General features: G+C 74.8%; 14 protein-coding genes and 2 tRNA genes. 6 read left to right on the plus strand and 10 right to left on the minus strand.

Features of this window, described 5'->3' with window-relative positions:
• Positions 1-21 precede the first annotated feature (21 nt).
• Positions 22-1,458 carry a cryptochrome/photolyase family protein gene (locus tag ACWCOM_RS06395; RefSeq protein WP_454547905.1) on the minus strand — a complete coding sequence of 479 codons (1,437 nt, stop codon included), beginning with the start codon at positions 1,456-1,458 and terminating at the stop codon, positions 22-24.
• 84 nt (positions 1,459-1,542) lie between these two features.
• Here ACWCOM_RS06395 and ACWCOM_RS06400 point away from each other — a divergent pair.
• From ACWCOM_RS06400 to ACWCOM_RS06410, 3 genes are all read left to right on the plus strand, one after another.
• Positions 1,543-1,630, plus strand: a tRNA-Ser gene (locus ACWCOM_RS06400).
• Positions 1,631-1,797: 167 nt separating this feature from the next.
• On the plus strand, positions 1,798-3,939 hold the full coding sequence (locus ACWCOM_RS06405; RefSeq protein ID WP_454547906.1) for a bifunctional metallophosphatase/5'-nucleotidase: 2,142 nt from the start codon (positions 1,798-1,800) through the stop codon (positions 3,937-3,939).
• A 102-nt stretch (positions 3,940-4,041) separates the two neighbouring features.
• Entirely contained in the window at positions 4,042-6,696 is a 2,655-nt protein-coding gene (locus ACWCOM_RS06410; protein ID WP_454547907.1) for an ExeM/NucH family extracellular endonuclease, read from the plus strand.
• A 101-nt stretch (positions 6,697-6,797) separates the two neighbouring features.
• Here the strand turns inward: ACWCOM_RS06410 and ACWCOM_RS06415 are convergent, their stop codons facing one another.
• Positions 6,798-8,762, minus strand: coding sequence for an FAD/NAD(P)-binding protein (locus ACWCOM_RS06415; protein WP_454547908.1), 1,965 nt, complete (start codon positions 8,760-8,762; stop codon positions 6,798-6,800).
• A gap of 78 nt (positions 8,763-8,840) precedes the next feature.
• On the opposite strand from ACWCOM_RS06415, the gene ACWCOM_RS06420 reads away from it, so the two are divergent.
• On the plus strand, positions 8,841-10,958 hold the full coding sequence (locus tag ACWCOM_RS06420) for a prolyl oligopeptidase family serine peptidase (RefSeq protein ID WP_454547909.1): 2,118 nt from the start codon (positions 8,841-8,843) through the stop codon (positions 10,956-10,958).
• Positions 10,959-11,179: 221 nt separating this feature from the next.
• Here the strand turns inward: ACWCOM_RS06420 and ACWCOM_RS06425 are convergent, their stop codons facing one another.
• From ACWCOM_RS06425 to ACWCOM_RS06440, 4 genes are all read right to left on the minus strand, one after another.
• Positions 11,180-11,599 (minus strand): spore germination protein GerW family protein, encoded by a 420-nt coding sequence (locus ACWCOM_RS06425; RefSeq protein WP_454547910.1) that lies wholly within the window; start codon positions 11,597-11,599, stop codon positions 11,180-11,182.
• Between the two features lie 241 nt (positions 11,600-11,840).
• The gene (locus ACWCOM_RS06430; protein WP_454547911.1) at positions 11,841-12,839 is read right to left on the minus strand and encodes an LGFP repeat-containing protein; all 999 of its coding nucleotides are present in this window, start codon (positions 12,837-12,839) and stop codon (positions 11,841-11,843) included.
• A 216-nt stretch (positions 12,840-13,055) separates the two neighbouring features.
• A tRNA-Ser gene (locus tag ACWCOM_RS06435) sits at positions 13,056-13,144 on the minus strand.
• A gap of 63 nt (positions 13,145-13,207) precedes the next feature.
• Positions 13,208-14,326 (minus strand): glycosyltransferase family 4 protein, encoded by a 1,119-nt coding sequence (locus tag ACWCOM_RS06440; protein WP_454547912.1) that lies wholly within the window; start codon positions 14,324-14,326, stop codon positions 13,208-13,210.
• 187 nt (positions 14,327-14,513) lie between these two features.
• Here ACWCOM_RS06440 and ACWCOM_RS06445 point away from each other — a divergent pair, with 187 nt between their 5' ends.
• Positions 14,514-15,980 (plus strand): lipopolysaccharide biosynthesis protein, encoded by a 1,467-nt coding sequence (locus tag ACWCOM_RS06445; protein ID WP_454547913.1) that lies wholly within the window; start codon positions 14,514-14,516, stop codon positions 15,978-15,980.
• 34 nt (positions 15,981-16,014) lie between these two features.
• Here ACWCOM_RS06445 and ACWCOM_RS06450 read toward each other — a convergent pair whose 3' ends face one another.
• The 4 genes from ACWCOM_RS06450 to ACWCOM_RS06465 all read right to left on the minus strand — a co-directional run bounded on the left by ACWCOM_RS06450 (position 16,015) and on the right by ACWCOM_RS06465 (position 23,978).
• Entirely contained in the window at positions 16,015-18,099 is a 2,085-nt protein-coding gene (locus ACWCOM_RS06450) for an acyltransferase family protein (RefSeq protein WP_454547914.1), read from the minus strand.
• A 62-nt stretch (positions 18,100-18,161) separates the two neighbouring features.
• Positions 18,162-19,256: a glycosyltransferase family 2 protein gene (locus ACWCOM_RS06455; protein ID WP_454547915.1), complete on the minus strand. Its 1,095-nt coding sequence runs from the start codon at positions 19,254-19,256 to the stop codon at positions 18,162-18,164.
• An 85-nt stretch (positions 19,257-19,341) separates the two neighbouring features.
• Positions 19,342-21,525 carry a RecQ family ATP-dependent DNA helicase gene (locus tag ACWCOM_RS06460; RefSeq protein ID WP_454547916.1) on the minus strand — a complete coding sequence of 728 codons (2,184 nt, stop codon included), beginning with the start codon at positions 21,523-21,525 and terminating at the stop codon, positions 19,342-19,344.
• Between the two features lie 647 nt (positions 21,526-22,172).
• Entirely contained in the window at positions 22,173-23,978 is a 1,806-nt protein-coding gene (locus ACWCOM_RS06465) for an AMP-binding protein (RefSeq protein ID WP_454547917.1), read from the minus strand.
• A gap of 142 nt (positions 23,979-24,120) precedes the next feature.
• Between ACWCOM_RS06465 and ACWCOM_RS06470 the strand changes: the two genes are divergently transcribed.
• Complete coding sequence (locus ACWCOM_RS06470) at positions 24,121-25,662, plus strand: MFS transporter (protein ID WP_454547918.1); 1,542 nt, start codon at positions 24,121-24,123, stop codon at positions 25,660-25,662.
• Positions 25,663-25,773 lie beyond the last annotated feature (111 nt).

Raw genomic sequence — 25,773 nt, forward strand, 5'->3', positions numbered from 1 at the left:
CGGGGTGGCCGGCCGCGCTGCTCAGCGGATGGAGGCGTAGGCGTCCAGGGCGCGGGCGCGGCTGGCCGGCAGGTCCACCACCGGGGCGGGGTAGCCCACCGCCGGCCCGAGCAGGCCGGGTTCGTGGGGGTCCACCCCGGAGTCCCCGGCCAGCTCCGGGACCCACCGGCGGATGTAGCGGGCGTCGGGGTCGAACCGGCGCCCCTGCGTGAGCGGATTGAAGATCCGGAAGAACGGGCTCGCGTCCGCCCCTGAGCCGGCCACCCACTGCCAGTTGCCCGGCCCGCTGGCGGGCTCGGCGTCCACGAGGTGGTCCCAGAACCACTGCTCCCCGCTGCGCCAGTCCAGCAGGAGGTTCTTGGTCAGCAGGGACCCGGCGACCATCCGGACCCGGTTGTGCATCCACCCCGTGGCCAGCATCTGCCGCATGCCCGCGTCCACCAGCGGGAACCCGGTGCGGCCCTCCTGCCAGGCCCGCAGGTCCGCGGCGCCCTCGGCGGGGTCCCGCCACGGGAACGCGTCGAACGCCGGGCGGACGTGGCGCACGTGCAGCTCCGGCTGCTGGTGGAGCAGGTGCCAGTTGAACTCCCGCCAGCCCAGCTCGGTCAGGAACTTCTCCAGCCCCGGGCTGCTCCCCCGCTCGGCGCGGTGCCGGACGGCGGCGTCCCACACCGCGAAGGGGCTGATCTCCCCCCAGCGCAGGTGCGGGGAGAGCCGGCTGGTGCCCTCGCGGTCGGGGCGGTCGTGGCCCTCGTCGTAGTCCTCGGCGCGGTCCAGGAAGTCGTCCAGCCGCTCCCACGCGGCGGCCTCTCCGGGCGTCCACGTCCCGGCCAGCCCCGCCGCGCGCCCGGCGTCGGGGAGCAGGCCCCACGACTCCAGGTCCTCCCCGGCGGCGCGGTCCGCGACGGCCCGGTCCGCGCCCCGTCCGGCGTCCGGGACGGGCAGCGGCTGACGGATCTCCAGGGCGCGCAGGGCCTTCCAGAAGGGGGTGAACACCTTGTACGGGCCCCCGGCCCCCGTGCGCAGGGCCCACGGCTCGTGCAGCAGCGACGCCTGGTAGGAGTGGGCCTCCACCCCGTGCTCCGAGCACCACTGCTTGACCCCGGCGTCCACCGCGAGCTCGGGCCCTCCGTACCGGCGGTTCCAGGTGATCCCGCCCGCCCCGGTGCGCTCGAGCACCTCGGGCAGCACCTCCCCGGCGGGGCCGCGGCGCAGCACCAGCGGGATCCCCAGCTCCTCCAGGGAGGCGCGCAGGGAGCGCAGCGACCCGTGCAGCCACCACCTCGAGGCCGTGCCGAGGGGGCGCACGCCCGCCGACTGCTCGTCCAGGACGACCAGGGCCAGCACCTCCCCGCGTCGGCACGCGGCCTCGAGGGCGGGGTGGTCGGTGACGCGCAGGTCGTCCCGGAACCACACGATCGTCGTCGTCCCGCGGGCGGGGCTCTCCGGTGCGCTCACGCGCCCACCCTAGCGGGGGCTTTGCTGGCGTTCCCAGCGGCGTGGAAGAATGGGCGGCGCGCTCCGCCGTCCCGGCGAGCGCGGGGAAGGTTGTCCGAGCGGCCTATGGAGCCGGTCTTGAAAACCGGTGTGCGGTGACCCCGTACCAAGGGTTCAAATCCCTTACCTTCCGCTCCTGCCACGGCCCCCGGCGCAACGCGCCGGGGGCCGTGGCGCTGCCGCGCCCCTCCGGCCGGTTCCCCGGTGCGCCGCCGACATGTGCCCGTCACGACGCCGGGCGTTCACGTCTGCGTGCTCCAATGGGGACACCGATCGTCACCCGCCCCGGAGGACCCCCTCATGACACCCCCGAAGCACCGTCCTGCCCTGCACGCGGCCCTCGCCGCCGGCGTCGTCTCCTCGTCCGCTCTCGTCCTCCCGGCGGCGCACGCCGACGTGGTCCCGGCCGCGCCGCCCGCGCCCTCCGCCCCGGCGGACGCCGACGTCGACCTGCTCTACTTCAACGACTACCACGGCCGCCTCGCCTCCGACCCGCTGCTCTTCGCGGGTGCGATCGAGCAGCTGCGCGCCGAGAACGAGGACGGCACGCTGCTGCTGTCCGGCGGCGACAACGTCGGCGCCTCCGAGTACGTCTCGGCCGTCCAGCAGGACAACCCCACCCTGGACGTGCTCGACGCCCTGGAGCTGGACGCCTCCGCCGTGGGCAACCACGAGTTCGACCGCGGCGTGGAGGACCTCACCGGCCGCATCACCGAGCGCGCCGGCTTCCCCTACCTGGCGGCCAACGTGCTGGGCCCCGACGGCGCGTCCGTCACCGAGGCGTCCGCGACCTTCGACGTCGACGGCGTGCGCGTCGGCGTGGTCGGCGCCGTCACCCAGCAGACGGCCACCCTCGTCTCGCCCGCCGGGATCGAGGGCATCACCTTCGGGGATCCCGTCGCGGCGGTCAACGCCGAGGCGGAGCGGCTCGAGGCGGCGGGGGCCGACGTCGTCGTCGCCCTGTACCACGAGGGCGTCGCCGCGACCTCCGACGTCCTGGGCGACCGGCTGGTCACCGGGACCTCGGAGACCGTGGACGTGGTGTTCACCGCGCACACCCACGCCGTCTACGACCAGGCCGTCGACCGCGACGGCGACGGCGCCTTCGAGCGCGCCGTGTTGCAGGCCGGCTCCTACGGCGGCAGCCTCGGACGCGTCTCCTTCAGCTACGACCGGGAGACCGACGCCGTCGACGCGCGCACCGAGGTGCTCGACGTCGGCGAGACCGTCACCGCCTCCGAGGCGGAGCTGGTGGACCGGTACCCCCGCGTCGCCCGGGTCGCCGAGATCGTCGCCGGGGCCGAGGCCGTGGCCGTCGAGCAGGGCCGCACCCCGGTCGGGCGGATCACCGGGGACATCACCACCGCCTACGGGCTCCGGGACGGCCGGCCGGCCCGCGACGACCGCGGCGCCGAGTCGAGCCTGGGCAACCTCGTCGCGGAGTCCATTCGCGCCACCCTGCAGGAGCCCCACGGCGTGCAGATCGGCCTGATCAACCCGGGCGGACTGCGCGCGGACCTGCTGTGGGCGGACACCCCCGGCGAGGCCATCGACGGCGACCGCGACGGCCAGGTCACCGAGGCCGAGGTGAACCAGGTGCTGCCCTTCGCCAACAACCTCAACACCGTCACCCTCACCGGCGCCCAGTTCAAGCAGGTCCTCGAGCAGCAGTGGCAGCCCGCCGGCTCCTCCCGGCCCTACCTCCAGCTGGGGCTCTCGGACAACGTCTCCTACACCGCCGACCCCTCGCGGCCGGCCGGCGACCGGATCACCTCCATCACGGTGGACGGCGCGCCCTACGACCCCGCGGGCAGCTACGTGGTGGGCTCCGTGTCCTTCCTGACCGCGGGCGGCGACAACTTCAGTGCGCTCGCCGAGGGCACGGCCGCGACCGACACCGGCAGGATCGACCGCGAGGCCTTCGCGGCGTACCTCGCCGCGAACTCGCCGCTCGGCCCCGGGTTCGACCGCCGCTCGGTCCAGCTCACCGGCGCCGCCGCCGAGGCCTGCACCGTCCGCTTCGACGTCTCCGCCCTGGACATGACGTCCCTGGGCGCCCCGGACACCGCCTCCCTGTCCGTGCGCGCCGGCGCCCCGGACGGGCCGGAGCTCGGCACGGTCCCGGTCCTCGACGGCGCGGCCTCCGTCAGCCTCGACACGGCCGAGCTGGCCGACGGCACCGCCGTGTGGCTGGTCGCCGACCCCACCGGCACGCGGGTGCGGGTCCCGGACGCCGTCCTCGGCCTGGCCGCGGACTGCGCGACGCCCGAACCCACCGACCCGCAGCCCACCGACCCGGCCGGGCCCCAGCAGCCCGGCGCGGGCCGGCCCGGGGAGCACCCCGGGAAGGGCGGGCACCCCGGGAAGGGCGAGCCTGGCCGCGGCGTGTGGGAGCACGGCTCCGAGCGCGCCCGCGAGGTCCTCGGCCGCCTCTTCGGCTGACCCGCGCCCTGCCCGCTCCGTCCTCCCCCGTCGTCCTCCCCCGTCGTCCTCCCCCGTCGTCCTCGCCCGTCCCTCCCCCCGAGCCGAAGGAACCCTCCCACCGTGAAGACGTTGCTCTCCCTGCCCCTGAGCGGGGCCCTGGCGGCGGCGCTGCTCGCCGCGCCGCTGACCGTTCCCGTCCACGCCGCCCCGGACGGCACCGCCGTGGTCATCAACGAGGCCTACACCAACGGCGGTTCGGCCGATGCCGTGCACCGGCACAAGTTCGTCGAGCTCTACAACCCCACCTCCGAGCCCGTGGACCTCACCGGCTGGACGCTGCAGTACCGCTCCGCGGGCGGCACCGGCGCGGCCAGTGCCGTCGCGCTGTCCGGGACCATCGCCCCGGGGGGCTACTTCCTGGTCCAGGGCGGGTCCAACGGCACCGCCGGGGAGCCCCTGCCCGCCCCCGACCTGACCACCTCGTTCAATCCCGCGGGAGTCTCCGGGACGATCCTGCTCTCCGACGGCGCCGAGCGCCTGAGCGCCCCCACCGGCTCGGTGACCGGCGCGGACGGCGTCGTGGACCTCCTCGGCTACGGCACCTCCAACACGTTCGAGGGCGCACCGGCCACGGGGCCGGCCACGAACGGCGACCCCCGCTCGATGACCCGCCAGGACGGAGCGGACACCGACGACAACTCCGCCGACTTCACGGCCACCGGCACCGTGACCCCGCAGAACTCCGGCGGCGACGGCCCGGCGCCCGAGCCCGAGCCCACGGCCCCGCCCGTCAGCCTCCCGATCCGGGAGATCCAGGGCACCGGGGACGCCTCGCCCGTGGCCGGTCGGACGGTGACCACCCGCGGCGTGGTCACCGCCGTCTACGCCACGGGCGGCCTCGACGGGTGGTACGTGCAGACGCCCGGCACCGGCGGCGACCTCGACCCCGGCCGCCACACGGCCTCGGACGGCGTGTTCGTGCACTCCCCCTCGGCCGTGGCCGGCGTGCGGCCCGGCCAGTACGTGGAGGTCACCGGGACGGTCGCCGAGTACTACGGCCAGACCCAGCTCAGCGTGCGCCCCGACGGGCTGCGGGTCCTGGACGAGCCCGCCGAGGCCGTCGAGCCGGCCACGGTCGGCTGGCCGGCCGACGACGCCGGGCGCGAGCGCCTCGAGGGCATGCTGCTCGACCCCTCCGGTGAGTTCGTGATCACGGACAACTACGGCCTCAACACCTACGGGGAGCTCGGGCTCGCCGCCGGCGGCGCACCCCTGGTCCAGCCCACCGCCGTCGGGGCCCCCGGCTCTCCCGAGGCCGCCGCCCAGGCCGCCGACAACGCCGCCCGCGGGGTGCTCCTCGACGACGGCGCGACCACCAATTACGGCAACCCCGCCAACGCGTCGGTGCCGCTGCCCTACCTCACCCCGCAGACCCCGATGCGGATCGGCGCGCCCGTCGACTTCGTGGCGCCCGTGGTGCTCGGCTACTCCTTCGACGAGTGGCGCCTCCAGCCCACCACGCACCTCACCGGCGAGAACCCGCAGGACGCGCCGGTGGTCGCCGGGAACACCCGCACCGCCGCCCCGGAGGACGTGGGCGGGGACCTCCAGCTCGCCACGTTCAACGTGCTCAACTACTTCAGCACCACCGGTGACGAGCTCTCCGGGTGCTCCTACTACACCGACCGCGCCGGTGACCCGATCTCCGTGCGCGGGGGCTGCTCGGCCCGCGGCGCGGCCGAGCAGGAGGACCTGGAGCGCCAGCAGGCCAAGATCGTGGCCGCGATCAACGCCCTCGACGCCGAGGTGGTCTCCCTGGAGGAGATCGAGAACTCCGCGAAGTTCGGCAAGGACCGCGACCAGGCGCTCGCCGACCTGGTCGCGGCCCTCAACGCGGCGGCGGGGGCTGAGGTCTGGGCGTACGCGCCCTCACCGGCGCAGCGACCCGCCCTCGAGGACGAGGACGTCATCCGCACGGCGTTCATCTACCGGCCCGCCGCGGTCGGCCCCGTGGGCGAGTCCGTGATCCTGCAGGACGAGGAGAACTTCGACAACGCCCGGGAGCCGCTCGCCCAGACGTTCCGGCCCGCCGGCGGAGGCCCGGCCGACGACTTCACCGTGGTGGTCAACCACTTCAAGTCCAAGGGCTCCGCGCCCGGCACCGGGCCCAACGCCGACGCCGGGGACGGGGCCGGCGGCTGGAACGCCGACCGCACCGCGCAGGCGCAGGCGCTGGTCGCGTTCGCCGAGCAGCTGAAGAGCTCGCAGGGCACGGACAAGGTCCTCCTCACGGGTGACTTCAACTCCTACGACCAGGAGGACCCGATGCGGGTCCTGCACGACGCCGGGTACGCGAACCTGGCGCCCGAGGGCGAGTACTCCTACGCCTACGGCGGGCTGCTCGGCTCGCTGGACCACGTCCTGGCCTCCCCCGCCGCGGCCGAGCTCGTCACCGGCTCGGACATCTGGGAGATCAACGCCCACGAGTCCGTGGGCCTGGAGTACAGCCGGCACAACTACAACGTGACCGACCTCTACGCGCCGGACCCGTACCGGGCCTCCGACCACAACCCGGAGGTCGTCGGCCTCGCCGTCGGCGGGGCGGCGCCCACCGACCCGCCGAAGCCGGGCCGGGGCAACTCCGGCGAGCACCCCGGCCGCGGCACCTCCGGCGAGCACCCGGGTCGCGGCACCACCGGCGAGCACCCCGGGAAGGGCCTCCGGGAGCACGCCGCCGACCGCGCCCGCGAGGTCCTGCAGGGCCGCCTCGGCTGAGCGGCCCCGGCGCGCCCGCCCCGGGCGCCTCCCACGCCGACCCCCCTGTCCCCGGGCGACCACAGGACCCCGTGGCCGCCCGAGGGACAGGGGGTCGGTCGTCAGCCGCGGAGGAGGGCGGGGGCCAGCACCGCCTCGGCGATGCGGTCGGCGTCCGCCAGGGTCCGCGCGCCCAGCTCCGCGGACGCCCCGGCCTCGGCGGCGATCGCCACGCCCCACTGCACGGCCGAGAGCTGCAGGCCGAGCACGTGCACACCAGGCTCCACGCCGCCGTCGACCCGCACGACCCGGTACGGGGGGCGGCTGACGTCGAGGCCGGTACCGGGCACGGTCGCGACGCCGTCCCGGGTCTCCATCGCCCGCACCCGCACCAGGCCCTCCCGGTGCATCGCGGACAGCAGCGGAGAGATGTTGCGGCGGACGTCGTTGGGCGGTGACATGGCCTCCACCAGGTGCTCCGCGTGGAAGGGCTCGTCCTTGACCCACGGCGAGCCGGCCACGAACCGGCCCTGCTCCTCGTCCACGAGGAACTGCGGGTCGGGCCCCAGGAAGCGGACCACCCCGGCCCGGGCGAGGGCCGCCAGCTGCTGGGTCCGCAGCACGGGCGGCCCCGAGGCGAGGCCCTCCACGAACGGCTCGAAGCTGCGGCGCAGCTCGTCCGTCCAGGAGGCGTCGCCGATCCCGATGTCCGCGAGCACGGCCTTCAGCACGGTGCGCGCGGCGTTGAGCGAGGCGATCGCCATCTGCAGCGGGTCGTCCTCCCCCGCCAGCGCCCCGTGCACGTCCCGGTCCAGGTGGTGGACCACGGCGGCGGCGTACTCGTCGTGGGAGTCGAAGCCGACCCCCTCGAACGGGCGGGCGAGCCGCAGCGCGTTGAGCTGCCGGCCCGGGACCACCGCCGCGGCGATGAGCCGCTCGGCGCGGGAGGTCCACGGCCCCTCCGGGTGGTCGTCCCCGGTGCCGAGCACGGCGTCGAAGCGGGCCAGGAAGTCCTCCGGGTCGGTCTCGAAGGACTCCGGGGCCGTCCGGGCCAGGACCGTGTAGTAGTTCCACTGCGCGTCCTTGCGGATCAGCGGATAGAGGTCCGCCTCGAAGGACAGGGGCCCGTCCGCCCGCGCCGCGAGCGCCCGCACGGCGTCGAGGGTGAAGAAGCGGGTGCTCAGGGCGCGCGCGTAGTAGCCCTCGAGCACCGCCTTGGAGCGGTAGGGGGCGCCGCGGCGGGAGCCGGCCACGACCACCGGTTCCCGGCCCGAGGGGTGGTAGACGAAGCGCTCCCCCTCCTGGGTGTAGATGCCGCCGCGGCCCTCGGTCAGCTGGGCCAGGACGTCGCAGAAGTTCAGTCCCATCCCGCGCACCAGGACGGTCTCCCCGGCCGGCAGGTCGTCCCAGTGGACGTCGGCGGGCACGGCCGGCGGCCAGTAGGTGAGCCCGAACTCCGCGGCGCCGTCCACGAGCTCCTGCTGGTCCGGGCGCAGGTCGGCGTCGAGGTGGCCGAGGGCGAGCACCACGGCGTCGGCCGGCAGGTTCTGCCCGCCGCTGATCTCCACGTCGTAGCGGTGCCGGGCGTGCTCGCGCACGTGCACGCCCACGGCCTCGGCCCGGTGCACGCTCAGCTGCGCCGAGCCCGGGAGGGCGTCCTGCAGGGTGCGGAAGAGCCAGTCGAGATAGACCCCGTACATCCGCCGGGAGGGGTAGGACGTGGGGGTCATCCGGGTCAGCTGCGCGGCGTCGTCGGGGTCCACGGCGATCGCCCCGGACACGGCCGCGAGCCGCCAGTGCTCGAAGCTCATGTTCCGCAGTGGCTCGACCGGGTCCACGGGCAGCACCCCGTCGTCGGCGATCACGGTGGGGAACAGCGAGGGCGTGTTCATGAGGTAGAGGGGGGACTGGTTGGTCCGCCACACGTGGCCGGGACCGGGCGGGAAGGGGTCGACGACGTCGATGCGCACCCGGGTGCCCGAGGCCGCCGAGCGGGCCGCGAGCCGCTCCACCACGGACAGCCCGCGCGGGCCCGCCCCGATCACCGTGACTCGTCGTTCGGTCCCTGTCCTGCCCGCTGCGCTCATGACCCTCAGGGTATCGACCCGCGCGGGCCGCGCCGGAAGAGGGCGGGGCCGGACCGGGCGGGGCCTACGATGGCGGACATGACCGAGACCGCCGAGACCGCCGCCCGACCGACCGCCGAGCAGCCGCACGACGAGCACCTGTGGCTGGAGGAGATCACGGGCGAGGCGCCCCTGCAGTGGGTCGCCCGGCAGAACGCCCGCACGCTGACCGCGCTCGAGGGACCGCAGCTGCGCCGCCTGGAGGCGGACGTGCTCGACGTCATGGACTCCACCGACCGGATTCCCATGGTCGCCAAGCACGGGCCGCACTACTACAACTTCTGGCGCGACGCCGAGCACCCGCGCGGCGTCCTGCGCCGCACCACCTGGGAGTCCTGGCTGAGCGAGGACCCGCAGTGGGAGCTGCTGCTCGACGTCGACGCCCTCTCCGCCCAGGAGGGCGTGGAGTGGGTCTACGGCGGCGCCCGGCTGCTGCGCCCCCAGTACACCGGGGGGCGGCACCGGCGGGCGCTGATCAGCCTCTCCCCCGACGGCGGCGACGCCCGGCGGGTGCGCGAGTTCGACCTCGAGCACCGGCGGTTCGTGCCCGGCGGCTTCGACGTCCCCACGGCGAAGTCCTCGGTGAGCTGGGTCGACGCGGACACCGTGCACGTGGGCACCGACTTCGGGCCCGGCTCGATGACCGCCTCCTCCTATCCCCGCACGGTGCGCGTGCTCCGCCGCGGCCAGGACCTCCAGCAGGCCCGCCAGGTCTTCGAGGTGGACGAGCAGCACGTCCAGGCGGTGTTCGTGCGCGACCACACCCCCGGCTTCGTCCGGGACCTGGCCGTGGACGTGGTCGACTTCTTCTCCTCCCGCACCTACCTGGTGCGGGAGGGCGAGCTCGTGCACGTCGACGTGCCCGACAGCGTCACGGTGGACCTGCACCGGCAGTGGCTGCTGCTGCGCCCCCAGGAGGAGCTGGAGCTGGACGGGACCGTCCACCCCGCGGGCTCCCTGCTGGCGGCCGAGCTCGAGGCCTTCCTGGCCGGGGACCGCTCCGTGGCGCCGGTGTTCGTCCCGGACGAGCACACCGCGCTGCAGTCCTGGTCCTGGACGGCCGACCGGCTGATCCTGAACCTGCTGCGGGACGTCTCCTCGGTGGTGCGCGTGGCCGAGCCGGGCCCGTGGACCACCGTCGAGCTGCCCGGGGCGCCGGCGCTGTCCAGCCTGGACGCCTACGCCGTCGACGACGAGGACCCCGAGGCGGGCAACGACTACTGGCTGGTGGCCTCCGGCTTCCTCACCCCGACCACCGTCTCCCGGGGCACCCTCCCGGCCGGCGGGGGCGCCGGGGCGCCCCCGCGCCCGGCGAGGACCGCGCCGGCGTTCTTCGACGCGTCCGGGCTGACGGTCGAGCAGCACTTCGCGGTCTCCGCCGACGGCACCCGGGTGCCGTACTTCCAGGTGGGCCCGGCCGAGCTGGTGCTCGACGGCGGGAACCCGACGCTGCTCTCCGGCTACGGGGGCTTCGAGGTCTCCCGGACCCCCTCCTACTCCGGGGCGCTCGGGCGGTCCTGGCTGTCCCGCGCCGACGCCGCCGGCCGCTCCGGGGTGTACGTGCTCGCCAACATCCGGGGCGGCGGGGAGTACGGCCCGGCGTGGCACCGGGCCGCGCTGCGGGAGCGTCGGCACCGCGCCTACGAGGACTTCGCGGCGGTCGCGGCGGACCTGCAGGCCCGGGGCGTGTGCGCGCGGCGGCGCCTGGCCTGCTCGGGCGGGTCCAACGGCGGGCTGCTCGTGGGCAACATGCTCACCCGGTGGCCGGAACTCTTCGGCGCGGTCTCCTGCGGGGTGCCGCTGCTGGACATGCGCCGCTACACGAGGCTCTCCGCCGGGGCGTCCTGGATCGCGGAGTACGGGGACCCGGACGATCCCGCGCAGTGGGAGTCCGTGCGCACGTTCTCGCCGTACCACCTGCTGCGCGCGGACCAGGACTACCCGCCGGTGCTGTTCTGGACCGCCACGAGCGACGACCGCGTGGGCCCGGTGCAGGCCCGCAAGACCGCGGCGCGGATGCTGGACATGGGTTACGAGGACGTGTGGTTCTACGAGGCCACCGACGGCGGGCACGCGGGCGCCGGGGACAACCGGCAGGCGGCCCGGCTGCACGCCCTCTCCCACGAGTTCCTCTGGGCGGCGCTGCACCGGGACTGAGCCCGCGTCCGGTCAGCGCTGCTCGCGCTCCGGGACCACCGAGGGGTCCGCCGTGTGCCGCATCCCGGGCAGGATCCACGCGGCCACCCAGATGGCGAGCGCGTTGACCAGGACGCGGAGCGCGAAGGACATGGCCGCATCCTGTCAGGGCCCGGCGGCAGGGGGACAGGGGCGGGCACCCGGTAGAGGTTGCCCCGGAGGGGTCGCCCGGGTGCGGGCGCTCAGGCCCGGCGCGTGGCGAGGGCCCAGCCGACCGCGCCGAGCGCCGCGACGAGCGCCAGGCCCACGGGCAGGGCGATCCGGACCGGCTCGACGGCCGGCTGCCACGTCACGGCGCCGTCCCGGAGCACGTACACCCCGGCCGGGGAGGCGTTGACCCCGAAGCCGAGGCCGGAGCCGCTGCCGGACTCGCCGTGCTGCTCGCCGGAGCCGCCCCCGCCCCCGCCCCAGCCACGGACGTGGGCCACGGGCACGATGGTGGCGCCGTCGAGCTCGTAGGCCTCGCCGAAGACCCGGCGCACCGTCACGGCGTCCAGGGCCCGCTCCAGCACGGAGCGGTCGGGGGCCCCGGCCTCCCACTGCGCGGTGGCGCGGCCCGGGGACGGGTCGGCCGGGACGCCGGGCTGCTGCTGCTCGGACATGGTGTTCCCCCTGGAATCGGCCCCTCGGCGACGCTGGGCACCAGTCTAGGAAGCGCCCCGGTGGCGGTCACGGGCACCGCCGCAGATGACGCGCGGCACCGGGTCCGGCGCGGCCCCGCAACGCGAAACACCCCGGACCGCGGGTCCGGGGTGGCTCGCGTTGCACTTCGTTCCGGTCCGACCTGCCACTCGTCGCGTGCAAGGCGCTCCGCCGTGCCACCGAGGGGCCAGGAATGGCGGATCAGGGTTTGATCGTCCAGGACCCGTCTGCCGTGACCTCCACGAGGCCGGGACCGGGATAGGTCACCCGACCCGAGTACCGCCCGATACGGTTGACCAGAAGGTCGTCCATCCCGCTGTTGCCGTACGACCAGACGGCGAAGTTGCTGGCGCCACTGTGCGAGAGGTGGCGGGTGGAGTTGCCGCCCGTGTACCGGAAGACCGTATCGCCCTTGCCGGCGACCGCACGCCCGGCCCCGTAGGCGGGGAGGACCTTGGTCGACTTGACGGTGACGGTCCACGGACCCTCAGCCGTGATCTCGAGCCGCGTGGTCTTGTTTCCCCAGTCGAACTCGTCGAGCAGCGCGGTGCCGGAATAGGACCCGATGGTGTTGACCAGCAGATCGGTGTTCCCGTATCCGGAGTCCAACCCCCAGACGACGAAATTCCCCGGCCCGTTGTACGACGACTGCACCGCGGCGACGGATTTGAGACCGTCGGGCTTGGCAATGGTGATGACCGCGTCGCCGTTGCCCCGATAGGTCCGGGTGCCGGTGGGCGCGGGCTTCTTGGCCGGATCCGTCCACGTGATGACGCCACCCTGGAAGCGCTGCGCCTTTCCGGTGGAGGTGGAGTACTCGTCGCTCGTCGGATAACCGTATCTGCCGTTCTCCCAGCCGGCGCGAGCCCAGGTCTTCTGGATGGCACCTCTGGTGGCATGAGCTCCGGTCCGCGGGGACCAGTGGATCGCCCCGCCCTTGAAGGACTGATAGGCGCCGCCGCTCCTGAGGCGCTGCTCGCTCTTGACGGGCTGGCCCAGGAAGCCGCTGCTGCCGCCCAGGCTCCTCCACTTGGCTCCGATGGCACCGCCCACACGGAACTGTGCCGTGAGGAGCACCTGGCTCTGCGGAGCGCCGGCCGGTGCCGCATGGGCAGGCAGGGCGGTCAGGCCGATGCCTGTGGCGGAGATGAGCGCTGCTGTCAGAACAGCGACAACGCGGCGTCGGTTGGGTACGGACATGGGGGCCTCCGAACAGCAATGAACATATGCAAATCAGATGCTACTCGGCCGTAGCCAATAGTCACGTCGTTGCCTGCTCCGTGCGCCGTCGTGTCGTGCTCCTCCTCCGAACCTCACTGACGTCGGGGGGTACGCAGCCGACGGCACGGGAGAACACGAACACCCCCGGACCATGCGGTCCGGGGGTGTTGTCGATGTCCGAGGACATCGTGAGTGCGGAGACGGGGGGATTTGAACCCCCGGTCGAGTTTAACCCCGACCCTTCATTAGCAGTGAAGTCCATTCGGCCGCTCTGGCACGTCTCCATCCGCCGTCCACCACGCCGGGTGGACAACACAGGCCAGCTTAAGCGAGGACCGGCCGCGGGGTCAAAGCCGACGCCCCGCGCCCGAGCCGGGCGTGAGCGACCGGTAGAGCCGGTCGACGTCGGCGGCGATCCGCTCGCCGCCGTAGACGGCGCGGATCTCCTCCGCCATCGCCTCCGGGGTGAGCAGGTCCTCCGCGGCGGCGAGGTCCAGCACGGCCCGGGCGAAGGCCTCCGGGGTGCGTTCGGCCACGAGGCGGGAGTTGCCGGGGTGCAGGAACTCCGTGTGGGCGCCGACCGCCCCCATCACCACGGGCCGGCCGGCCGCCAGCGCCTCGGCGGCCGCCACGCAGAACGTCTCCGTGCGGCTGGGCAGCAGGAACACGTCCGCGGCGGCCAGGCGCCGACGCACCTGCGCCGGCTCGAGGCTGCCGGCGAGCTCCACCGCGCCCTGCAGGCCCAGCGCCTCGATGCGCTCCTCGACCCGGCCGCGCAGCGGTCCCTCACCGCACCACACCAGGTGCACGTCCGCGCCGGAGCGGCGCAGCGCCGCCACCGCCTCGACGGCGAGCAGCGGGTCCTTGAGCCCCCACAGGCCGCCGACGGACACGAGCTCGAGGGTCCTCCCCCGCGGCGGCGGCACCACCGCGTCGTCGTGGTCCACCACGTTGCCCCACCAGCGGACGCTGCCGGGGCGGCAGAAGCGCCGCAGGGTCGCGCACATCGCCTCGCTGACCCCGGTGACCAGGTCCGGCAGCCGGAGCACGTGGCGCGACCACGCGAACCACGGCCACACGCCGCCGACCTGCTCCGGGGTGTGGACGCCGTTCCAGTGCTCGGTGTGCACCCAGGGGCGGCCCAGGAGCCGCGCCGCGGCCAGCGGGGCGAGCACGAGGGCCGCGGAGAACGCCATGCTGTGCACGAGCTCGGCCCCGCGCAGTCCCCGCAGGAGGATCCGGTAGGCCCGGAGGAGGGTCCGCGGCCGGAGCGGGTGGAACGGCACGCGCAGCACCGGGACACCGTCCCAGACCTCGCCGCGGACCGGTCCGGTGCGCAGGAGCCGGACGTGCACCACCCGGACGTCGTGATGGCGGGAGACGGCCCGGACGTGCCGGGGCACGAACGGCGTCTCCCCGGGGCGCTCGGCCGAGGGGTACCAGGTGCTGACGACGAGCACGCGCATGCCGCTCAGCCCCTGCCGCTGGTCTGCGGCGTCCGCACGGGGCGCGGGCCGGGGGATGTCTCGGTGTGCTGGCTCATGCCCCCAGCGTATCCACGCCGGCGGGGCCCGGGGCGCATCGCCCGAGGGCCCGGCCGGCCTGGGTAGACTCGGACCCGATGACCAGCCCAGCCCCCGGGGCGGCCGCCTGATGTCCCGGCTGCGCCCGATCCTCTTCCCGCCCCCCAACCACGCGAACACCGACAACCCCCTGGGGTCCGCGTTCGCGCTGACCGTGGTGGCCGTGTTCGTCCAGGGGCTGTCCCGCTTCGGCTACAGCGTGCTGGTGGGCAACCTGATGGGCCAGAGAGCGCTCGCCGACGTCAACCTGACGATCTCGCTGGCGCTGTTCCTCGTCCTGCTGTGGCCCCAGGCCTCCGGCACGGCGGCGTCCAAGTTCATCGCGATGGCCCGGGGGCGCCAGGACCGGGACGCGCAGGCCGCCACCGCCTCGTTCACGGCGACCAGCGCGTCCGCGGGCATGGCGGTGCTGTCCGTCTCGGCGGTGCTCTACGCCGCGTTCGTGATCGAGCTCCCGTGGGCCTACACGGTCTCGGCGGGGCTGCTCGTGCTCTCCCTGTCGGCCTACAACTTCGTGCGCGGCGTGCGCACGGGCAACAACCAGTTCGTGACGACGACGGCGTGGGACACGATCAGCTCGTTCCTCACCCTCACCCTGCTGCTGCTGGTCCTGCTCGCGGGCTGGCACTGGGTGCTGCTGCTGCCCCTGATCACCGGCTATACGGTCTATGCCCTGCCGGCGTGGCCGCGCCGCAGCGGGGCCCGCCTCGACCCGGCCCAACGCCGGGAGATCCTGCTCTTCACCGCGTGGGGCTCGGCCCACCTCGTGGCGGCGAGCGGCCTGATGCAGCTGTCCCTCGTGATCGGCGACGGCTTCGCCACCAAGCCCGAGGTGGGCCTCTACGCCGCCGCGGTGTCCCTCGCGACACCCGCCAGCATGCTGTCCGGGGCCATGCTCACCGCGCTGTCCCCGAGTGTGGCCCGCATGTACGCCGCCGGGGACACCGCGGGGCTGACCCGTCAGGTGGACACCATCCTGCGCACGATGGTCACGGTCTTCCTGCCGGTCTTCGGCGTGGGCGCCCTGTGGGCGGAGCCCGTCCTGCGGCTGGTGTACTTCGCGGAGCCGGAGTTCGTGGACGCCGAGCCGCTGCTCGTCCTGCTGTTCCTGGCCGTCTCGGCGACCAGCTTCAACGCCGCGAACGCCCGGCTCAACGGCACCGAGCCCTGGGGGATCAAGGTGCTGGCCGCCGCCAACGGCCTGGGCCTGGCCGCAGGGGTGGGCACCATGGTGGTGCTGGGCCCGGAGCTGGGGATCACGGCCTCGGCCGTGGGCTACCTCGTGGGCGCGCTGGTCAGCGCGGTGCTGCCGCTGCTGGTGGTCTGGCGGCTGGACCGGATGCGCTGGGGCGGGATCCTGCTGCGCATCGGCGTCGGCTACGGGCTGGTGCTGGCGGCTCTGCAGATCCTCGGCCCGGGGTTCCGGGTGCTGCCGGCCCTGGGGGTCACCGCCGTGTTCCTCGCGGTGTGGGCGGGGCTCAGCGCCCGTGACCTGCGCCCGATGGTCCGGGCCGTCGCGGGCCGCCTCCGGCGCTGAGCCCCTGCCCGGCCGCCGCACCGGGCTCCGCCGCTCACCCGCCGGGCAGGGGCTGCGCCCGGCGCTCCACCAGCCGGTCGAACTGCTCCGCGTAGGCCGGGGCCATGGTGACCACGTAGTCGCGGGGCATGTGGTTGTCGTCCATGTAGACCCAGCGGTTGCCGATCCGGGACGGGCACGTGCCGTCCGGGCAGATCCAGTCGCTCATGTCGACGTTGACGAAGTTGCCGTGCGAGGCCTCGAGCGCGTCCGCCGGGTTCTGCGGCGCCAGCTTCTGCTCCCGCGGCGGGTTGCAGCGCGCGGCGTCGGGCCCGTCCTGGTCGATGCAGGTGACCATGTTGAAGGGGAAGCGCGGGTTGTCGCGGATCCCGACCACGGTGACGCCCCGCTCGTCGAGGTCCTCGAGCAGCTGCGCGAAGCCGGGGGCGATCTGCTCGCCGGGCCCGTCGGTGGAGGTGACGGTGGAGGTCGTGAAGACCACGTCGATGTCCTGCTCTTCGATGTAGCGGTCCGTGAGCCGGATGAGCTCCTGGCACTCGGGCTCGTCGGTGGTCTCGACCGGCTGGTACCGGCAGGCGCCCTTGACGGCGGAGAGCAGGTTCCAGCCGCGGTCCTCGGCGACGCGCTGGAACGCCGGCAGCCACTGCTCGGCGTGGGAGTTGCCGACGACCATGGCGTCGACCTCGGCGTCCGGGTCCACGGGCAGGGCCGTGCAGGCCACGACGTGGTCGCCGAACCAGTCCTCCGCCGCGGCGTCGCACTTCTCCGGCAGCGCCGACCACTGGCCCTCCCGCACCAGGGGGTTCGGGATCGTGGGCACCGCCGGGTCCTGCTGCCAGGCGAGGTCCCCGGCCAGGACGGCGGCTCCCGGGTTCTCGACGGCGGCCCGGGCCGCGGCCTCCTGCGCGTGCCGGTCCAGGACCGCCCGGGCCCCCGCGGCGGGGACCAGCACGAGGACCAGGCACAGCACGATCAGCCCGAGCTGGCGCAGGCCGGCCCGGGCACCGGTGCCGAGCCGCAGCGGGCGCTCGACCAGCCGGTGCACCAGGACGCCCAGGACGATGCTGGCCAGCAGGATGACCAGCCCGTGCAGCAGCGTGGCCTTCTCGCGGTCCGTGACCACCAGGTAGGTCACGAGCACCGGCCAGTGCACGAGGTAGACCGCGTAGGACGCCTCGCCGAGGACCAGGAGGGGGCGGCGGGTGAGCAGGGCGTCCGCCCCGCGCGGGTCCCCGGTGTGACCGGCGAGGATCACCAGCGCCGCCCCGGTCAGCGGCCACAGCGCCACCCACCCGGGGAAGGAGCCCTGGACGTCCAGGACCAGCCCGCACACCGCGATGGCCACGAGCCCGGCCCACCCCAGGACGAGGCGCAGGGCGTGCGGCAGGGTGACGCCCCGCAGCACCGCCAGGGCCAGCAGCGAGCCGAGGGCGAACTCCCAGAGCCGGGCGCGGGTGTCGAAGTAGGCGAAGGCCTGCTCGTGGTTCGTGGAGACCACCGAGAAGACGAGGGAGGCCAGGAAGACCGCCCCGAACACGACGGCGGCCACCCGGCCCACGGGCTGCCGGGTGCGCCGGGCGAGCAGTCCGCACAGGGCGAGCAGCAGCGGCCAGAGCAGGAACACCTGGCCCTGCACGGACAGGGACCAGAAGTGCTGGAACGGGCTGGCCTGGGAGGTGTCCGCGGCGTAGTAGTCCACCGCGTTGAACGCGAGCACCCAGTTCTGGGCGTAGAGCACCGTGGCCGCCGCCTCCTCGATCGCGGCGTACCAGCGGTCGGAGGGGAACAGCATCCGCACCGCCACGAGGGTGCCCAGCACCGTGACGACGACGGGCGGCAGCAGCCGCGAGAAGGTCCGGGCCCAGTAGCGGCCCAGCTGCGGCCCCGTCCCGGCCTCGAGCCGCCGGACGAAGGAGAGGGTCATCAGGAACGCCGAGATGAACAGGAAGACGTCCACCCCGCCCGAGACCCCGCCGATCCACACGTGGTAGACGGCGACCAGGAGGACGGCCACGGTGCGCAGCCCCTGCACCTCGGGACGGAAGCGGTGGGCGGCCGGGGCGGGGGCGGTGGCGGGCGCGGTCCCCGCGGACAGCTCGGCGGGCAGGAGACGGCTCATGGAACTCTCTCGTCAGGAGGGGGGTCAGACGATGGACAGGCCACCATTGTCGCACCGGCCGGTCAGACCAGCAGCGACGCGGCCATGAAGCGCAGGGGTGCCTCGCGGTGCAGGACCCGGCGCGGGTCCCGGGTGAGCAGCGTGGCGGGCCGGCCGAAGCGGCGCCGCCGGGCGGACGCGGCGTGCACCTCACCGGCGGCGGCCCCGTCGCGGACCACGAGGTCCAGCAGGTCCCGGTCGGCCCGCGGGAGCACCTCGAGCGCCGTCCCGGCCACCGACTCCACCAGCCGCAGCAGCGCCCGGCAGGTCGCGGCGTCGGCGTCGGACCAGGCCCCCGCCGCCGCCCGGGCGTGCACCGTCCCGAACAGCTGGACCCGGAGGACCTTCACCGCGATGGCGCTGCGCTGCCGCTCCGGCAGCCCCGCCGCCCAGTCCCCGCCCAGCAGGTCCACGAAGGCGGCGAGCTCCTGCTCCAGGGGCCGCGGCGCCCGGGTGATCCGGTCGGCGGCGTCGTCGTGCACCACGTAGTGCGCCCACCGCGGCGCGAGGTCGAGCCGTCCGCCGCCGAACCAGGCGCGGGCGGTGAGCCCCAGGTCCTCGCCGGTGACGTACTGGCCCTGGAAGCGCAGCCCGCGCTCGGCCAGCACCTGCCGGCGCAGCAGCCCCAGGCTGGTGGTGCGGTAGGCCAGCCGGTCCTTGACCGGGTCGAGGTCCGCGCGGCGGAACGGGCGGGGCACGGGGGTGCGGAGCACGCCGCCGCCGCCGTGGACGAGGCGCGGGAGCACCGCCGCCGAGCCGTGGCGCTCCGCGACCGCCGTCCACGCCGCCAGCGCCCCGGGCGCGATGGTGTCGTCGCTGTCCACGAAGCAGACGTACCGGGCGGAGGAGCGCTCCAGGCCCAGGTTGCGGGGGGCGGCCGGGTTGCGGGTGCCGTCGGAGCACTCCAGCAGGTCGACCAGCGGCCGGTGCTGCGCGGCGAGGCGCTCGCGGATCAGGGCGGTGTCGACGTTGTGGCAGACCACCGTGACGCGCACCCCGTCGTGCTCGCCGACCGCGAGGCCTCCGGCCAGGACCGCGCCGACGGCCCGGTCGACGGGTCGTGCGGGCGTGTGCACGGGGATGATGACGTCGACGAGCGGCGTGGGAGGGGAGGACACGCAGGACAGCGTACAAGACGGGGCCCGGCCGCTCCCCCGGCCCGGTCCGCCCCGCGGCCCGACCCCGCGGCCCGGCCCCGGCGGCTCAGCCCTGGGAGGCCAGCACGAAGGGCAGCACCGGCCCGGCGCCGGCCCGGCGCAGGGCGCGGGCGGCCACGGCCAGCGTCCAGCGGCTGTCCACGAGGTCGTCGACGAGCAGGACGGGTCGTCCGCCGAGCCGGTCCAGCTCCTCGGCGAGCCCCGGGCCCACCCGGAACTTCTCCCACACGGCCGCCAGCCGGTAGGCGCTGTTGCCGCCGTGCCCGCCGGCGGGGAAGCCCTCGGGGACGTCGAGCTCCCCGAGGTAGGGCAGGTGGCCCACCCCGGCCATGCCCTCCGCCAGCGAGCGCACGAGCCGGGGCCGGGAGCGGGACGGGACGGAGACGACCGCCGCGGGCCGGTCCGCCCAGCGCCACTCGGCGAGGACCTGCACGCAGGCCCGGCCGAGGGCCGGGTCCACCGGCCCGTCGACCGGGGCGCCCTGCTCGTCGGTGCGGAACAGCTCGCGCAGCCGGTTCCCCCAGCCCAGGTCCGTGAGCCGGGCCAGGGCCCGGCCCTCGGCACAGCGCTCGTCCTCGGGGATCCGGCCCTTGACGTCCACGCCGAGCCGCGGCATCCCCGTGGGCCACTGCGCCCGGGGCTCCAGCACGACGCCCACCCGGGTCAGGGCGGCCCCGGCGGAGTCGGTGGCGCTCTCGTCCACGGTCGTGGGGTACCACGGGCCGGCGCAGGTGTCGCACCGCCCGCACGGCGCGGCCGTGGGGTCGTCCAGCTGCCGGGCGAGGAACTCCATGCGGCACCCGGTGGTGCGCTCGTAGTCGAGCATGGCGTTCTGCTCGTCCACCCGGGCGGCGGCGATCCGGCCGTAGCGCTCGGCGTCGTAGCGCCACGGCACGCCCGTGGCCTGCCAGCCGCCCTGCACGCGCTCCACGGCGCCCTCGACGGCGAGGACCTTCAGCAGCAGCTCGAGCGGGCTGCGCCGGACGTCCACGCGGGACTCCAGGACGGCCACGGAGAGGGCGCCCCCCGCGGCGGCCAGCTCGCCGAGGACGGCGGCGGCCTTCTGCTCCGTGGGCATGGAGGCGGTCGCGAAGTACTCCCAGATCTGCCGGTCCTCCGTGCCGGGCAGCAGCAGGACGTCGGCGTTGTCGGTGGCGCGCCCGGCCCGGCCGACCTGCTGGTAGTAGGCCACCGGCGAGGACGGCGCGCCCAGGTGGACCACGAACCCGAGGTCCGGCTTGTCGAAGCCCATGCCCAGCGCGGAGGTGGCCACCAGGGCCTTGACCCGGTTCTCCTTGAGGGCGGCCTCGAGCTCCTCCCGTTCGCCCTGGTCCGTGCGCCCGGTGTAGGCCCGCACCGGCAGGCCGGCCTCGGCGAGGGCCTGGGCGGTGTCCTCGGCGGCCCCCACCGTGAGCGCGTAGATGATTCCGCTGCCCGGCAGGGACCCGACGTGCTCGAGCAGCCAGGCGAGCCGGGCCGTGGCCGAGGGCAGGTCGAGCACGCCCAGTCGCAGGGACGCCCGGGAGAGCGGGCCCCGGAGGGTGAACACCTCCCCCGTGCTCGTGCCGCCGGGCCGCACGCCCAGCTGCTCCTCGACGTCGGCGACCACCCGCTCGTTGGCGGTGGCGGTCGTGGCCAGCACCGGGACCTCCTCGGGCAGGCGCGCGATCAGGTCCCGGATGCGCCGGTAGTCGGGGCGGAAGTCGTGGCCCCAGTCCGAGATGCAGTGCGCCTCGTCCACCACGAGCAGCCCGAGCCGGGCCACCAGCTGCGGCAGCTGCTGCTCCCGGAACACCGGGTTGTTCAGCCGCTCCGGGGAGACGAGCAGGACGTCGAGCTCGTCGGCCTGCAGCTGGGCGGAGATCTGCCCCCACTCCGTGGCGTTGGCGGAGTTGATGGCCGCCGCCCGCACGCCCGCCCGGGCCGCGGCGGCGACCTGGTCCCGCATCAGGGCCAGCAGCGGGGAGACGATCAGGGTGGGGCCCCGGCCGCGCGCCCGCAGCAGCAGGGCGGAGAGGAAGTAGACCGCGGACTTGCCCCACCCGGTGCGCTGCACCACCAGGGCGCGCCGGCCGTGCCCCACGAGGGCCTCGATCGCCTCGAACTGGCCGGGGTGGAAGGCGGCGTCGGCCCGGCCGGTGAGCGCGCGCAGCAGCCCGAGCGCGTCCTCGTGCAGGGCGGTGTCCTGGATGGTGTCCTGGGCGGCGGCGGAGGCCGGGGAGGTGGTCATGGGCCCCAGTCTTCCAGGGTCCTCCGACGCCGTGGCGCGGTGGTCGCCGGGAGGTGCGGCACGGCGCACCGTGCCGCACCGCCCGGCGCCACCGGTCGGGCGCGGACAGAGCGATGCGCCCGTTGCCCATCCGTCGGAACGGATGGCCCCCGCAACGGGCGCATCGTCCGGCCTGACGGCCGGTGGCGAGCAGAGACTCGCCTGGTGGGAGTACCGCCCCCCAGCGGTGCTCCCGTGTCGGTTCACCCCCCGATGAACCGGTCGCACCGGCACCCCCCGGTGCCTGCGTGCGGGCGGCCCATCCCCCGATGGACCGCGGTCGATCCGCCCCCCGGCGGATCCGTTGGCCCATCCTCGTCGGGTGAACCAATTGACTCCATGGTGGCAGGGTTTCCAGGACCTGTCACGGCGGCCGACGTCATATTCCGAACGGCCGACACCGACGTTTTTTCATGTGTTTGCGCTTGCCACATCGGCCTTGTGGCGGCCTCGGAGCACCTCGTCGATTCATTTGCATCGGAAAACGTGGCATGAAATGGGGACAGACCGGCCTCGGTCTGTCCCCCGTTGGGCACCCTTTCCCGGCGCCTGGTGACGTCACGTTGCGCGCCCGGTGCCCCCGCCGGGGGCACCGGGCGCGCCGCCGCTCAGTCGCGCAGCCCCGGGAAGTCCGCCTCGGTGTACTCGACGCCCAGGCCGTCGGCGGGAGGCGTCGCCGGCGCGCCGGCCGCCGGTCGCTGCGCGGCCTCCTCGCGCTCGCGCAGCACCACGCGGCGGATCTTGCCCGAGATCGTCTTCGGCAGGTCGGTGAACTCGACCCGGCGCACCCGCTTGTAGGGGGCGAGGTTCTCCCGGGCGAAGCGGAGGATCTCCCCCGCGAGCTCCCGGGTGGGCTCCGCCCCGGCGGCGAGCACCAGGTAGGCCTTCGGCACGGCGTGCCGGACGGGGTCCGGGGCCGGGACCACGGCCGCCTCCGCGACCGCGGGGTGCTCGATGAGCACCGACTCCAGCTCGAACGGCGAGATCCGGTAGTCCGAGGCCTTGAAGACGTCGTCGGTGCGCCCCACGTAGGTGTAGACCCCGTGCTCGTCCCGGCGGGCGATGTCCCGGGTGTGGTACCAGCCGTCCTGGACGACCTCGGCGGTGCGCTCGGGCTCGTCGATGTACCCGGCCATGATCCCGGGGGGATCGTCGTCCACCTTCAGGCAGATTTCGCCCTCCTCGGCGGGTGCGCCGGTGCGGGGGTCCAGGAGCTCGACGACGAAGCCCGGCAGCGGCCTGCCCATGGCGCCCGGCACGACCGGCTGGCCGGGGGTGTTGGCGATCTGCAGCGTGGTCTCCGTCTGGCCGTAGCCGTCCCGGATCGTCACGCCCCACGCCTCCTGCACCCGGCGGATCACCTCGGGGTTCAGCGGCTCCCCGGCGGAGACCGCGGACACGGGCGGGTCCTGGACGCGGTGCAGGTCGGCCTGGATGAGCATCCGCCACACGGTGGGCGGGGCGCAGAAGCTGGTGACGCCCGCGCGGCCCATCTGCTCCATGAGCCCCACCGCGTCGAAGCGGTCCTGGTTGAGGATGAACACGGTGGCCTCCGCGATCCAGGGGGCGAAGAAGTTCGACCACGAGTGCTTGCCCCAGCCGGGCGAGGCGATGTTCAGGTGCACGTCGCCGGGGCGCAGGCCCATCCAGTAGACGGTGGAGAGGTGCCCGAACGAGTACGAGTAGTGGGTGTGCTCCACCAGCTTGGCCTGCGACGTGGTCCCGGAGGTGAAGTACAGCAGCAGCGGGTCGCGCGAGCGGGTGACCCCCTCGGGGACGAACACGGCGTCCGCGCCGGCGGATTCAGCGTAGCGGCGCACCGCCCGGCCGGGCAGCTGCTCCCGCGCCGCCTCCACCTCGGCCTCCCCGCCCACGACGACGAGACCGTAGTCGCCGTCCACCGCGGCGAACTTCGGGGCGTTGGCGGCGTCCGTCACGACCCAGGAGACCCGGCCGCGCCGGACCCGGTCCTGCAGGTCCGCGGACGGCATCATCACGGCGGTCGGGATCAGCGGCGCCCCCAGCTTCATCCCGGCGAGCTGGGTCTCCCACAGCTCCAGCTGGTTGCCCAGCATCAGCAGGATGCGGTCGCCGCGGCGGACCCCCAGGCCCCGCAGCCAGTTCGCGGTGCGGGCCGAGGACCCGGCGAGCTCGGCGAAGGTGCGCCGCTGCTCCGAGCCGTCGGCGGCAACGATCCACAGGGCGTCGCGGCTGCCCCGCCCGGGGTCCCGGGCCACGTGGTCGAACCAGTCCAGGGCGAAGTTGAAGTGCTCCATCCGCGGCCAGCGGAACTCCTCCCGCGCCCGCTCGTAGTCCTCGCGCAGCTCCAGGACACGGTCGCGGACCGCCTCGTACTGCTCGGAGACACCGGGGGCGGCGTCGGACATCGCGCTCGTGGGGACCGGCTCGACCATCGGGGACCTCTTCTCCGTCGCTGCGGGCCGGGCGGGCTCGTCCGGCCGGCCTTCCCGAGCAGTCTAGTGCGGCGCCCCCGCCGGCCGGGCTCTGCGAGGATGGTGCCCACGCCCGCCGTCCCGGAAAGAGGACCCGCCCGCCATGCCGTCCCCGGCCACCGCCGCACCCCCCGCCCGCGCCGGCGCCCGGGAGTGGGCGGCCCTCGTGGTGCTGATGCTGCCGGTGCTGCTGATCTCCGTGGACAACACGGTGCTCAACTTCGCGCTGCCCGAGATCTCCCGGGAGCTGCGCCCCACCGGCACGCAGCTGCTGTGGATGGTGGACGCCTATCCGCTGGTGCTGGCCGGGCTGCTCGTGCCGATGGGGTCCCTCGGGGACCGGGTGGGGCGCCGCCGGCTGCTGCTGGTGGGGAGCACGGGGTTCGCGGTGGTGTCCGCGCTGGCCGCGTTCGCGCCCACGGGGGCGGTGCTCGTGGCGGCCCGGGCGCTGCTGGGGCTCTTCGGGTCCATGCTGATGCCGGCCACCCTGTCCCTGCTGCGCAACATCTTCCACGACGCCACCCAGCGGCGGGCCGCCATCGCGGTCTGGGCCACGGGCTTCTCCGCGGGCGGGGCCCTCGGCCCGGTGCTGGGCGGGCTCCTGCTGGAGCACTTCTGGTGGGGCTCCGTCCTCCTCATCGCCGTGCCGGTGCTGCTGCCTCTGCTGGTCCTGGCCCCGGTGCTGGTGCCGGAGTCCAGGAACCCTGCCCCGGGGCCCGTGGACGTGCTCAGCGCGGTGCTGATCATGACGGCGATGGTCGCCCTGGTCCACGGCCTCAAGGACCTCGGCGCGCACGGGCCCTCCCCGGCCGTGGCCGCGGCGGTCCTGCTCGCCGCCGCCGCGGGGACCCTGTTCGTGCGCCGCCAGCTGCGCCGGCCGGTGCCGATGCTGGACCTGCGCCTGTTCCGCCACGCACCCTTCACCGGGGGGCTGCTCAACAACCTGGTGGCCTCCACCACCTTCATCGGCTTCCTGTTCTTCGTCTCCCAGTACCTGCAGCTCGTCCAGGGCGTGCCGCCGATGCGGGCGGGGCTGGCCCTGCTGCCGGGAGCGGCCGTGACCATCGTGTCGGGGCTGCTCGCGGTGCACGTGGTCGGCGTCGTCCGCCCGGCGCTCGTGCTCGGCGGCGGCCTGCTGGTCATGGCCTCCGGCTTCCTGCTGGTGCTGCTCGGGGACCTCTCCGGCGGGACGCTCCTCGTCGTCGCCCTCATGGTGATCGGGCTCGGCTCCGGGGCCGCCCAGACGATCGCGGGAGACCTCATCCTCGCCGAGGTGGCCCCCGAGCAGGCCGGCGCGGCCTCGGCGATCTCCGAGACCGCCTACGAGCTCGGCGCGGGGCTGGGCGTGGCCGTGCTGGGCACGGCCGTCACGGCCACCTACGCCGACCGGGTGGTGCCGCCGCCGGGACTGGCCCCGGACCAGGCCGCCACCGCGGCCGAGACCCTCGGCGGGGCGGTCGACGTCGCAGGAGCCCTGGACCCGGCCGCGGCCGGCCAGCTGCTCGCCTCGGCCGTGGCGGCCTTCGAGGCGGGGATGCACCTCTCCGCCGGGATCGGCGCCGGCCTGCTGGGCGTGAGCGCCGTGGTGGTGGCCCTGCTCCTGCGCCACGTGCCCCGGCTGCGCCGCCGACAGCACCGCCGGTAGCACCGCCCCGACCCGCACGCCCGGGACGCCGCGCACCGTCCCGGGCGTGCGGGTCCCTGCGGATCCGGTCCGGCACGGATACCGTGGAGGGGTCACCGACCGAGAGGACCA

It is taken from the genome of Kocuria sp. KH4 (genome assembly GCF_053711175.1).

Coding starts and splice junctions, on each gene's coding strand:
- ACWCOM_RS06420 (WP_454547909.1), top strand. CDS start 8,841: ATGACCGAGACCGCCGAGACCGCCGCCCGACCGACCGCCGAGCAGCCG.
- ACWCOM_RS06445 (WP_454547913.1), top strand. CDS start 14,514: ATGTCCCGGCTGCGCCCGATCCTCTTCCCGCCCCCCAACCACGCGAAC.
- ACWCOM_RS06415 (WP_454547908.1), bottom strand. CDS start 8,762: ATGAGCGCAGCGGGCAGGACAGGGACCGAACGACGAGTCACGGTGATC.
- ACWCOM_RS06425 (WP_454547910.1), bottom strand. CDS start 11,599: ATGTCCGAGCAGCAGCAGCCCGGCGTCCCGGCCGACCCGTCCCCGGGC.
- ACWCOM_RS06405 (WP_454547906.1), top strand. CDS start 1,798: ATGACACCCCCGAAGCACCGTCCTGCCCTGCACGCGGCCCTCGCCGCC.
- ACWCOM_RS06430 (WP_454547911.1), bottom strand. CDS start 12,839: ATGTCCGTACCCAACCGACGCCGCGTTGTCGCTGTTCTGACAGCAGCG.
- ACWCOM_RS06440 (WP_454547912.1), bottom strand. CDS start 14,326: ATGCGCGTGCTCGTCGTCAGCACCTGGTACCCCTCGGCCGAGCGCCCC.
- ACWCOM_RS06460 (WP_454547916.1), bottom strand. CDS start 21,525: ATGACCACCTCCCCGGCCTCCGCCGCCGCCCAGGACACCATCCAGGAC.
- ACWCOM_RS06465 (WP_454547917.1), bottom strand. CDS start 23,978: ATGGTCGAGCCGGTCCCCACGAGCGCGATGTCCGACGCCGCCCCCGGT.
- ACWCOM_RS06450 (WP_454547914.1), bottom strand. CDS start 18,099: ATGAGCCGTCTCCTGCCCGCCGAGCTGTCCGCGGGGACCGCGCCCGCC.
- ACWCOM_RS06470 (WP_454547918.1), top strand. CDS start 24,121: ATGCCGTCCCCGGCCACCGCCGCACCCCCCGCCCGCGCCGGCGCCCGG.